Genomic DNA, 12,095 nt, shown 5'->3' on the forward strand with positions numbered 1-12,095 from the left:
TTATTCAAAGTCCAACTTTTACAGTTATATTCCTTTGTTTAAATATATATCAGTTATATCATATCCCATTTTCTTGTATACTGCTATATTTTTTTCATTATATCCATATGAATGTACATTTATTTTTTTTATATCTAACTCATTAGCCTTTTCTTCGATTAGCTCGATGAACTTTAACTCATATTCTTTTTCCTGAAACTCTTCAAAGATAGAAGTGTTATTTACAAACATTTCATTGTTAAATTTATTCATCCAAACAAATCCTACCTTAATTTCATCTTCATAGGCATTTAATAAATAGTGGTTAGGAGTAGCTATTCCTTCACTTAAAATCTTATCCAACGCTTCCTTAGATAACTCTAAAGCATCTCTATCCGACCAGTGTCCAACCTTTACCTTGTCTTTAGCATAATCAGCAATCATCTTTCCCTTTACCATATTAAAGTCCGATTCTGACATTCTCTCTAATTTTAACATCTATTGTATCCCCCTATTTCAAGTCATTTTTTTTACTTCATCTGTCTTTTCAGATATCAATTCATATATGAAAAATATAAATTTCCACACCATACAAGAAGAGAGGCTAAACCCTATAAGCTTAGCCCCTTTCTATATTTAACCCTTTATTCTACCATAAGGAAGAGGGTTCTTAGTCTACTACTTCTGCCTCTGCTACATCTTCATCGGCTTTGTTTTCAGTTCCGCCTTGAGCTGCTCCACCTTGTTCAGCTTGAGTTTTTGCTTGAGCTTCTTTATATATTTCTTCAGCTAATTTATGAGCTTTTTCTTCTAAAGTCTTCATTGCTGTATCGATAGCTTCTTTATCTTCTCCATCTTTAACAGCTTTTAATCCTTCTACCGCTTCTTTAATAGCAGTTTTTTCTTCTTCAGTTACTTTATCTCCATGCTCTTCTACAGATTTCTCAGTAGATGAGATGATCATATCAGCTTTGTTTCTAGCCTCTACTAATTCTTTGAATTTTTGATCTTCAGCTTCATGAGCTTCAGCATCTTTTTTCATTCTTTCGATCTCTTCATCTGAAAGGTTTGTAGATCCTGTGATAGTTACTTTGTTTTCTTTTCCAGTTCCTAAATCTTTTGCAGTTACATGTACGATACCGTTTGCATCAATATCAAATGTTACTTCGATTTGAGGTACTCCTCTTGGTGCTGCTGGGATTCCTTCTAAGTTGAAGTCTCCTAATTTATGGTTATCAACGGCTTTTGATCTTTCCCCTTGGAATACGTTGATTGATACTGCTGGTTGGTTATCTACAGCTGTAGAGTAAACTTGTGATTTCTTTACAGGTATAGTTGTGTTCTTTTCTATCATCTTAGTGAATACTCCACCTAAAGTTTCGATTCCTAATGATAATGGAGTTACGTCTAATAATAATACGTCTTTAACGTCTCCCATTAATACTCCACCTTGAATTGCTGCTCCTGCTGCTACTACTTCATCAGGGTTAATTCCTTTGTTAGGAGATTTAGCTAAGAAAGATTCTACCCATTCTTGTACTGCTGGTATTCTTGTTGATCCACCAACTAATAAGATCTCATCGATATCTGAAGGAGTTAATCCTGCATCTTTAAGAGCTATTCTTACAGGTTCTTTTGTAGCTTCTACTAAAGCAGAAGTTAATTCGTTGAATTTAGCACGAGTTAATTTCATTTCTAAATGTTTTGGTCCTGTAGCGTCCATTGTGATAAATGGTAATGATATAGGAGTTTCCATCATTGTAGATAATTCTTTTTTCGCTTTTTCAGCTGCATCTTTTAATCTTTGTACTGCCATCTTGTCGTTAGACAGGTCTAATCCAGTTTCTTTTTTGAATTCTACTTCTAACCATTTGATGATCTCTTTATCGAAGTTATCTCCACCTAAGTGATTGTTTCCAGATGTTGATAATACTTCTACTACACCGTCTCCGATCTCTAAGATAGATACGTCAAATGTACCTCCTCCTAAGTCGAATACTAATACTTTTTCCTCTTCTTTTTTATCTAATCCATAAGCTAATGCTGCTGCAGTTGGCTCGTTTATGATTCTTTTTACATCTAATCCTGCGATTACTCCTGCATCTTTAGTTGCTTGTCTTTGTGCATCTGAGAAATATGCTGGAACTGTGATTACTGCTTCAGTTACTGCTTCTCCTAAATATGCTTCTGCATCTTTCTTTAATTTCTTTAAGATCATTGCTGAGATCTCTTGAGGTCCATAGTCTTTTCCAAAGATATTTACTTTATGAGCTTCTCCCATATGAGTTTTGATAGATGCTACTGTAGAGTCTGGGTTAGTAACCGCTTGTCTTTTAGCGATTTCTCCTACTATGATCTCACCGTTATCTTTTACATTTACTACTGAAGGAGTAGTTCTTGCTCCCTCTGCATTTGTAATTATTGTAAAGTTTCCACCTTCCATTACTGATACACATGAGTTAGTTGTTCCTAAGTCAATTCCGATTATTTTTCCCATTTTGTTTTGCCTCCTATTATCATGGGTAAGTCTAAGACTCTACCCTTATATTATAATTTTATACCAATGAATACTATTTCTTACAAACTTTTACCATTGAAGGTCTGATTACTCTTTCCTTCATCTTATATCCTTTTTGTAATTCCATTATGATGTGATCGTTATCGATCTCTTCACAATTTTCTGTCATTACAGCTTGGTGAAGATGAGGATCAAATTCTTCTCCTAATGCTTCAATTGGTTCTACACCTTCTGTATTCATGATTCCGTGCATTTGAGATAATGTCATCTCTACACCTTTTACCAATGCATCAAAGTCTTTTGTTTCAACAGATGCCGCAACTCCTCTTTCAAGGTTATCTACAGCTTCTAATACTTTTAAGATTACTTTTTCTGAAGCATATTTTCTAAATTCTTCTAATTCATTTTGCTTTCTCTTAGTAAAATTTTGAAATTCTGCATTCTTTCTAGCGTATGCACTCTTCCAATCTTCAAGGTCAGCCTCGATCTTAGCCATTTTCTCATCTAACGTTTCCTCTACAACCTCTTCTACTTTTTCCTCATTTAATACTTCTTCTACTTTTTCTTCTTCAACCTTTTTTTTCTTACTCATGACTGTCTCCTTTTTTTAGTGCTATATTAATCATACTATTAACTTCTTCTGTAACGTATTCTACCAAGCCTACAGTTTTAGAATAAGCCATACGTTTAGGTCCTACTACTCCTATAATTCCCTGGGAATCACCATTTTTATAGAAAGAATATACAAAGCTGAAATCTTTCAGGGCTTTTATATTTAGTTCATCCCCAAATACTACATACACCTCACCTTGTTTATGCTCCCTTGTACTGACCAGTTCTTTGAATATCTCATCGAGGCCCTTACGTCTGTTAAAAATTTCCAAGGCTTCTTTGGCTTCCTCTACTGTCTTATCCTCAAATATAGTAGAAGCACCATTTATAAAAAATTCTCCCTCCATATCCTGATATACTTTATCCGATATAGATTCTAATACTGGGTTTCCTTTTTCCTTTACAAATTCCTCTATCTCAAAGGTCTGAACTTCACCTTTAGATGATTTTTCATTTAATTTTATACATATTTTTTTTAATTCTACTTCATTTATCGAGTTTTCAAAATGTATCTTTCTTGTCCTTACTGTAGAGTCATCCATAACTATTACAGCCATAGCCATATAGTCAGTTACATGGACTAATTCAACCTTTTTTATTGTCTCATGACTTATACTGGGTTCTAGTACTATCCCTGCATAAGATGTTAACTTAGACAATAAATTAGAAGTCTTTCTCAGTATCCCATCAAATTCTCCGATCTTTTCATCGTATATTTGATGTATCTTTTCCATCTCTTTCCTGGATAATTTTTCTATCTTTAGAAGTTCCGAAAGATAAAATTTATATCCAAGATCTGTGGGTATCCTTCCCGATGATGTATGGGTTTTCGACAGATAACCTAAATCCTCTAAATCAGCCATTACATTTCTAATGGTTGCCGATGAATACTCTATATTATATTTTTTTACTAATGTTCTAGAACCTATGGTCCCACCTGAAGTCAGGTAGTAATCAATTATCGCTCCTAACACTAGCTTTTCTCTATCTGTAATCATCTTCACCACTCCAATCAGCCAGTTGTTAGCACTCATTAGATTAGATTGCTAACTTATGATGAGTATATACCTCTTTGCTAACTTTGTCAACACTTTTTCTTATAAAATTAGCCACCTATCATCTAGGTGGCTAAAACGTTGGAATCAGTTTTTTTAAAATTTAAACCGCCCCTCCATATCATAATTTATTATTTACTTTCTTTAGCTATTTGCTCCTCTAACTCTTCAATCTCTTCAAATTTTTCATCAAAGAACTCTCCAAACTCTTCCTCGATCTTCTCTTCATAGATATCTAAGTCTCCATTGGGAGCTTCCATCTCATATACACAGTTAAAGTCATTGATATGACATAGTTCTACCATAGCTTCAAACTCTACTTCCTCTTCCTCGGCAGTAAATGTATATCCTATTCCTTTATTTCCATTATCTTCTTCAAAATCATACAGTTCCCATTCCATTCCTGCATTCATTCTTTTTTCAGATAGTTCCTTAGCTAATTTTTCAGCTACTCCCTCTTTTACACAAACATATATATTACACATTACTTCATTTTCTATGCCGCAAGTAATCTTATACCCATCATTTGTCATTTCCATATAGTTAAATTTTTTCATCTTTACCTCCAACTTTAATAATTAATTTCCCCACAAAGAACGAATTAATTTTTTCTATATTATACCACACTCTATAAAAAAACGACTAAATCCATTTTTCAGATTTAGTCGTTTTTCTGACCTCTCTCTTTTTTTCTCTCTCTTATATCAGGAGAAAGAAAGCTGTATTCTCTCTTTGGTCTCTCCTAGTTTAAGAGAAAGCATAAAAAGGATGAGATCTTATCCTTTCACTATGTTTTTCAACACTCCTATCCCCTCGATCTCACACTCTATAACATCTCCATCTTTCAAGTACTTTGGTGGATCAAAGGACATCCCTACCCCTGCTGGAGTTCCTGTAGAAATTATATCTCCTGCTTCTAAAGTCATCCCCTTTGATATATCCGAAACCAATCTATCTATATCAAATATAAAGTTTTCAGTATTGGAATTTTGTCTCAATTCTCCGCTTACCTTAGCGGCTATATTTAGTTTAACGGGATAATCTATATAGTCTTTATGAACGATACACGGTCCCATTACTACAGCTCCATCCAGACCCTTGCCGATAGTCCACTGCTGATGTTTAACCATAAGATCCCTGGCAGATATATCATTCATAATTGTATATCCAAAGATACTATCCTTTACCTCTGATTTTGCAGTCTTAGAGGTTTCTTTTCCCATTACTACCCCTAATTCTACTTCATAGTCTAATTTTTTTGTAATATCATCATGTAATGGTATTACAGCTTCACTGCCACCTGCATGTCTTGCTCTTTTACTGAATATTACAGGGCTCACAGGGATCTCATTTTTCATATTTAACTCAGCTACCGTCTCTAGTATATGCGCCTTATAATTTAACCCGACACATATAATGTCGTGTAGGGGCAGAGGAATAGGAGCTAATACTAAAACCTTATCAAAATCGTAATATACATCTGCTTTTTTCTCCCCCTTCCAGAGTTTATCTAATTTTTCTATATCACTTTTTTCATGGGTCTCTATAAAATCATTCATATCAAAGAACTCCTGACTCAACTCAACCTCATCTATGGGTATTATTTTTTTCCCATCCTTTGTTAGTATACCTATCTCTTCTAACCCTTCGTATTCAAATGTAAAAAATTTCATCCTGTCCCCCATGTTATCTTAAAATTAAATAGCTAATCGCCATTTTTTGTTTCATTTTTTTCTACCAAGGCCACTATAAATTTATATCCCAAAGCTAAAATTACAGGTCCGGCAAAAAGCCCGATTATTCCATAAGTAAGCATCCCTCCTAAAGATCCCAGCAGGATCACAAGCATGGGAATATCCACACCTCTCCCCAAGAGAAACGGTTTCAATAGGTTATCTAATATTCCCACAAACAGAGTCCATACTATGTAAAGTACACCTATGGTTATAGTCTGCGTGGAATACACATATACAGCTATGGGTACCAGTATTATCATTGGCGGCAATTGGATTATAGCTAAGATCATAACCAATATACTCCATACCCCAGCACCTGGGACTCCTGCTGCCAGCATTCCGATTCCTGCAAAAACAGCCTGAATTACTGCTATTCCTACAACTCCCTGGACGACACTTTTTATGGTTCCTGCCGCTACTTCATGAAAATCTTCAACAAATTCTCCTATCAATATTTTAAAAATTTTACCGGCTCCCCTGCTGGAAACCTCTGCATTCATAAGAAATATTCCTCCTATCAATATGGAAAATATAAATTGAACTATGGTTAACCCTAATGCTGAAATTATTCCTAAAATTTTAGGAGCATATATTTGAAGCTGAGGAGCCACTCCTTCTATTATATCGCTAAAATCTCTTGTAAACAATGTCCAAAGTTCACCTATTTTTTTCCCCAATACAGGAATTTTTTTTATCTCTTCGCTCACCGGAGGTATTGTCAGTGTTCCGGCCTTTAAATTTCCTGCTATCTTCCCCAGGCTCTCTATTGTAGAATCCATAAATAACACCACAGGTAAGATCACACATATTAAGCCTGTGAGTACCAATAATATTGCCGATAGTTTATCTCTTCCCCTTAATATTTTGGTTAGCCCTTTGTGGAGCGGAAAGCTCGATACCGCTATTATTATCCCCCAAAGGGTAATCATAAAAAGTGGTTTTATTATTGTAAAGCTCCATATAAAAAGGATCGCTATAAAACTTATCCGTATAAATATATCTACAGCTTTTCGTGTTTCCTGATTTTTTTTATCTTCCATAATCTCCCCCCTGTTATAACACAATTATCTTAACAGAGTATACTACTTCTTCTTTTTATTTCCTGTCACTTTTTTCTTATAAATCTCCTAATTTAAAATATTAAAAGGAAAATATATAAAATACAGTATTATCTAAAATAACAAAATATTTTTTAAGAGGTGATTATTATGTTAGTCGTAATTTATAAAAATGGGGATATATATATCGGGCGAAAAGAATTTTATTTGGACAGTAAAGACAGTACTATCAAAGTAGGGGATAAAATAAGCAACCTTTCCGATGTAAGTACAATTATAGTTGGCAGCAGAACTATCTATGGAGATACAATGGAAGCATTTTAACAGAATTCACAAAGGAGCAGATTTTTTTCTGCTCTTCTTTTATTTTGTAGGTAAATAACAAATAAAGCAGTAAATAAATAGTACCTGTTAGGAAAGTTAAAAAGCAGAAAAAAATAGTTTATCGGTCATATTTTTATAAATTAACAATAAAGTTTTAGTTTAAAAATAAGGGAGGTATTGGATATGGGTAAGATTTATAGGTTCGGTAATGGAAAAGCCGACGGTGGAGCAGAACTTAAAAATTTACTGGGAGGAAAGGGGGCCAATCTAGCTGAGATGGCTAAAATTGGTGTCCCAGTGCCTCCCGGATTTACATTGACTACTGAAATGTGCAATTTTTATACTGAGTTCGGGGAAAAAGCCCTGAAAGATTCTATTTGGAGTGACGTAAAAGATGGGATTCTTGAAGTTGAAAATATCTTAAATAAAAAATTTGGTGATTCTAAAAACCCACTATTATTTTCAGTCAGATCTGGGGCCAGACAGTCTATGCCTGGGATGATGGATACAGTTTTAAATCTGGGACTCAACGACGAAATAGTGGAAGGGTTGGCTGCTATCACTGATAATCCAAGATTTGCCTGGGACTCCTACAGAAGATTTATTCAAATGTATGGAGATGTTGTCTTAGGAATGACCCCAGAATCCAAAGAGGATCTCAACCCCTTTGAAAAGATAATCGACAACTATAAAAAGGAACTAAAGATAAAAACTGATCTTGATTTCAATGTGGAAAACCTAAAAGTATTAGTGAGTAGGTTTAAAGACGCTATACAAGAACAAATGGGTATCCAATTTCCCCAGGATCCATATGAACAGCTATGGCTGGCTATATTGGCGGTATTCAGAAGTTGGATGAATGACAGAGCTATTACCTATAGAGCTATCGAAGGGATCCCATCTAATTGGGGAACTGCTGTAAATGTACAGTCTATGGTCTATGGAAACACCGGTTCTGATTCTGCTACCGGGGTAGCCTTTACAAGAAATGCTGCTACTGGTGAAAATTATTTCAATGGAGAATTTTTAATAAATGCCCAGGGGGAAGATGTAGTTGCAGGTGTCAGGACCCCATGGCAAATAACTAAAAAAGAGTCTCTTGAGTGGGCAGTTCGGAATAATATCCCTATGGAAGAGAGAAGAAGAAACCATCCATCTCTAGAAGAACTCATGCCTGAAGTATACAAAGATCTCTATAAGATTCAGAGAATATTAGAAGATCATTATACAGATATGCAGGATATGGAATTCACAGTGCAAAATAGAAAACTTTGGCTCCTCCAGACCAGAACTGGAAAGAGAACCGGTATGGCCATGATTAAGATAGCAATGGACCTCTATAACGAAAATAAGATAAATTCAGAGGAAGTTATCAGAAGGATAAAACTCAGCAAGATTGATGAACTTCTACACCCAGTATTTGATAAAGATAAAATAGACATAGAAGTCCTTACCCGTGGACTCCCTGCTGCACCAGGAGCTGCTGTAGGTCAGGTAGTTTTCTTTGCTGATGAGGTAGAAAAGTATGAAAAAGCAATCTTAGTCAGACTTGAAACCTCTCCCGAGGATATCAACGGTATGAATTTAGCTCAAGGATTCTTGACTGTTCGTGGGGGGATGACTTCCCATGCAGCTGTAGTGGCCCGGGGAATGGGGAAATGCTGTATTGCCGGAGCTGGAGAGATAGTGATTGATTATAAAAAAAGAAAATTTAAAGTAGGAGATAGGGTATTCAAAGAGGGAGATTTTATCTCTATCGACGGTAGCACTGGGATGGTCTACGAGGGTAAACTTGTCACTAAAGCTCCTAAGTTAGACAATAATTTTCACCAAATTTTAGAGATTGCTGACAAATTAGCCAGGATGGAAGTCAGAGCAAATGCAGATACTCCAAAAGATGCTAAAAAAGCCATTGAATTTGGAGCAAAAGGAATTGGTCTCTGCAGAACAGAACATATGTTCTTTGAAGAAGATAAGATAAAAGCTATGAGGGAGATGATCTTAGCTCCAAATACAGAAGGACGGGAAAAAGCTCTAGCCAAGATGCTTCCCCTTCAAAGGGAAGATTTTATAGGTATCTTTGAAGTTTTAAAAGAAAAACCCGTAACAATAAGGCTGCTCGACCCACCTCTCCATGAATTCCTTCCACATACCAAGGAAAAACAAGAGGAATTGGCTCACGAAATTCATGTTCCAGCTGGAAAAATCAGAGAAGCTGTAGAGCATCTAAAAGAATCCAACCCAATGTTAGGACACCGTGGATGCCGTCTGGGAATTACCTATCCTGAGATCACCGTTATGCAGACCCGGGCTATTATAGAAGCTGCTCTGGAGGTTCATTCTAGAGGAATCGATGTCTATCCCGAAATAATGGTTCCCCTCATTGGAAAGGTCGAGGAATATAGATTACAAAAACAACTTATCTTAGATACTATTACAAAGGTATTTGAAGAGAAAAATAGCAGCATTAAATATAAAATAGGAACTATGATCGAAGTTCCCCGGGCTGCTCTTACAGCTGATAAAATAGCTTCAGAGACAGAGTTCTTCTCCTTCGGTACAAACGACCTGACACAGATGACCTTTGGATATTCTAGAGATGATACAGGAACATTTTTACCGACCTATCTAAAAGAAGGAGTATTGGAAGTTGATCCATTTAAAATAATAGACACAGAAGGTGTCGGCCAGCTTATGGATATTGCTAGTACTAAAGGACGAAATATTAATAAAGATTTGGAAATTGGAATATGCGGCGAACATGGAGGTGAACCTCATTCCATTAAATTTGTAAATGGCTTGGGCTTTGACTATGTCAGCTGTTCCCCATATAGAATTCCTATAGCAAGACTCTCTGCAGCTAAGGCAGAGATAAAATAAAATTAGCATTTTTAAATAAAAAGTAGTTAAACACACTGTTTAGCTACTTTTTATTTTGCCTTTAATAAGGTATGATGTTAATAGTTGAAAAGTAAGGAGTTGAAAATTTATGAAAAAAACAGCTATAGATATAGCCTACGAATATATTGAAAAAATGATAATTAAAGGTGATTGGAAGGCGGGGGACAAGATCACTCCCGAAGTCAGACTTGCCGAAGAATTGGGGATAAGCAGGGTTTCTGTAAGGTCTGCTATTGAAAAATTAGTAGCACTAAATATCTTATCTAAAAAAAGAGGAGGGGGAAGTTTTGTAAATAAGGTCGATGAAGGAACTTATTTAAATAATCTTATTCCTTTTATGGCAATTAGTGGAAGCAGTTATCACGAAATCTTAGAATATCGTAGTTACATGGATGTTCTTGCAGTGGAACTTTTTATAAAAAATGCTAACAAAGAAAATAAAGAAAACTTACAATCTATATTTAATAAAATGAAAATCAGCCATGGAGGAGAGGATTTTTTTCTTTTGGATATGGATTTTCATCAAGAGATTGCAAGTGGCAGCCAAAATAAGATGTTATCTAAGGTAAATCAGATAATTTTTAATATCCTAAAATATAATTATACCGAAGAATACCATAAACTTCCTCCTGCTGAAAGAATAGAGGAACATAAGAAAATACTAGATGCTATCTTAGACAGGGATATAGAGATGGCAAAATTATCAACTAAACTGCATATATTGAGGTCTTTAAAAGATTTAGATAAAATAAAATAGTCTTTCTTGATCTTATATAATTTATTTTGATTTTATCATAATGATTCACTTATATATAACAAAGGAAATTAGTATTATTAAATTTTCCTTAAAAGTTATATAATACCTTGAAGTAATTGAGAGATATTACCATGTTAATAATTTTAATAAAATAAAAATAAAAAAAATATGAATAAATTGTATAATAAAATATAAAATAAAAATTTTGGGGGTTATATATGAAATTATCAAGTTATCTGAATCCTAGGTGTATCTACTTAAATTTAGAGGGAGATACCAAGGAAGATATCATCGGTCAAATGATCGACAACACTGCTAAAAATGACAAAATATTCAATGAATCTGTAGACCTGATCAGGAAATCAGTCTTTGCCAGGGAAGCTGAAGTCTCTACTGCAATGGGAAGCGGTATCGCTATTCCCCATGCCAGGGTAGATGGATATGACGATATCCTCATCTCTATAGGTATCATGAAAGAACCTATTGAATGTGATATGGCAGATATGAGAAATAAAGATCAGGTTAAGATCTTCTTTATGATTACTGCCGAAACTCTAAAAAGTAAAGTCATCTTAAAGATCATGTCTTCTATTACTAAGATAGCTATCAAAGATAAAGTCCTATTAGAAAAATTGAAAAATGCCAAGACAGGATCTGAAGTCTATGATTTACTTAGCCATATCGATGTAAAGATCGAGAATAAGATCACTGCTGAGGATGTTATGGATCCTACAATAAAACCAGCGAGTCCAAATGATACCTTAGACGATATAGCGAGAAGACTTATCACTGAAGAAAAACCTGGATTTCCTGTAGTAGATGACAAGGGATATTTTTTAGGTGAGATGACTGAAAGAGAGCTTATCTCCTACGGAATGACTGATTATACTTCGGTAATGGATGACTTAAATTTCTTCACCATAGGAGAACCCTTTGAGGAATATTTAAAGAATGAAAAAACAGCCACAATCAGTGAAATTTATAGAAAAAAAACAATAGTTGTAGACAGAAAAACTCCTATAATGGAAATATGCCTGCTCATGGTAAATAAAGGCTTTACCAGAATATATGTGGTTGAAAAAGGAAAGTATTACGGTACAATCTTAAGATCACATATAATCAAAAAAGTTTTACATATATAAGTTTAGGAGGAAA

Annotated in this window: 11 protein-coding genes; 4 read left to right on the forward strand and 7 right to left on the reverse strand. The window is 34.8% G+C overall.

Features of this window, described 5'->3' with window-relative positions; genetic code table 11:
• Positions 1-24 precede the first annotated feature (24 nt).
• The 7 genes from K337_RS0110570 to K337_RS18260 form a co-directional block, all read right to left on the reverse strand.
• Positions 25-477 carry a GNAT family N-acetyltransferase gene (locus K337_RS0110570; RefSeq protein WP_028856583.1) on the reverse strand — a complete coding sequence of 151 codons (453 nt, stop codon included), beginning with the start codon at positions 475-477 and terminating at the stop codon, positions 25-27.
• A gap of 172 nt (positions 478-649) precedes the next feature.
• On the reverse strand, positions 650-2,476 hold the full coding sequence (dnaK, locus tag K337_RS0110575; RefSeq protein WP_028856584.1) for a molecular chaperone DnaK: 1,827 nt from the start codon (positions 2,474-2,476) through the stop codon (positions 650-652).
• A gap of 73 nt (positions 2,477-2,549) precedes the next feature.
• Positions 2,550-3,089 carry a nucleotide exchange factor GrpE gene (grpE, locus tag K337_RS0110580; RefSeq protein WP_028856585.1) on the reverse strand — a complete coding sequence of 180 codons (540 nt, stop codon included), beginning with the start codon at positions 3,087-3,089 and terminating at the stop codon, positions 2,550-2,552.
• Positions 3,082-4,143, reverse strand: a complete 1,062-nt coding sequence (gene hrcA, locus K337_RS0110585) for a heat-inducible transcriptional repressor HrcA (RefSeq protein ID WP_084140855.1) — start codon at positions 4,141-4,143, stop codon at positions 3,082-3,084. The genes grpE and hrcA overlap by 8 nt, the downstream gene beginning before the upstream one ends.
• A gap of 152 nt (positions 4,144-4,295) precedes the next feature.
• On the reverse strand, positions 4,296-4,721 hold the full coding sequence (locus tag K337_RS0110590) for a hypothetical protein (protein ID WP_028856587.1): 426 nt from the start codon (positions 4,719-4,721) through the stop codon (positions 4,296-4,298).
• Between the two features lie 219 nt (positions 4,722-4,940).
• Complete coding sequence (locus K337_RS0110595) at positions 4,941-5,837, reverse strand: fumarylacetoacetate hydrolase family protein (protein WP_028856588.1); 897 nt, start codon at positions 5,835-5,837, stop codon at positions 4,941-4,943.
• A 32-nt stretch (positions 5,838-5,869) separates the two neighbouring features.
• Positions 5,870-6,940, reverse strand: a complete 1,071-nt coding sequence (locus K337_RS18260) for an AI-2E family transporter (protein ID WP_051251715.1) — start codon at positions 6,938-6,940, stop codon at positions 5,870-5,872.
• A gap of 168 nt (positions 6,941-7,108) precedes the next feature.
• Between K337_RS18260 and K337_RS19885 the strand changes: the two genes are divergently transcribed.
• The 4 genes from K337_RS19885 (at position 7,109) to K337_RS0110620 (ending at position 12,082) form a co-directional block, all read left to right on the forward strand.
• Positions 7,109-7,282, forward strand: a complete 174-nt coding sequence (locus K337_RS19885; RefSeq protein WP_156877359.1) for a hypothetical protein — start codon at positions 7,109-7,111, stop codon at positions 7,280-7,282.
• Between the two features lie 183 nt (positions 7,283-7,465).
• Positions 7,466-10,162, forward strand: coding sequence for a pyruvate, phosphate dikinase (gene ppdK / locus K337_RS0110610; RefSeq protein WP_028856589.1), 2,697 nt, complete (start codon positions 7,466-7,468; stop codon positions 10,160-10,162).
• Positions 10,163-10,271: 109 nt separating this feature from the next.
• The gene (locus K337_RS0110615) at positions 10,272-10,940 is read left to right on the forward strand and encodes a FadR/GntR family transcriptional regulator (protein WP_028856590.1); all 669 of its coding nucleotides are present in this window, start codon (positions 10,272-10,274) and stop codon (positions 10,938-10,940) included.
• Positions 10,941-11,158: 218 nt separating this feature from the next.
• A complete protein-coding gene (locus K337_RS0110620; protein ID WP_028856591.1) occupies positions 11,159-12,082 on the forward strand; it encodes a PTS sugar transporter subunit IIA in 924 nt (307 codons plus the stop codon).
• The last annotated feature ends 13 nt before the right edge of the window (positions 12,083-12,095 follow it).

It is taken from the genome of Psychrilyobacter atlanticus DSM 19335 (assembly GCF_000426625.1).
Taxonomy (GTDB): domain Bacteria; phylum Fusobacteriota; class Fusobacteriia; order Fusobacteriales; family Fusobacteriaceae; genus Psychrilyobacter; species Psychrilyobacter atlanticus.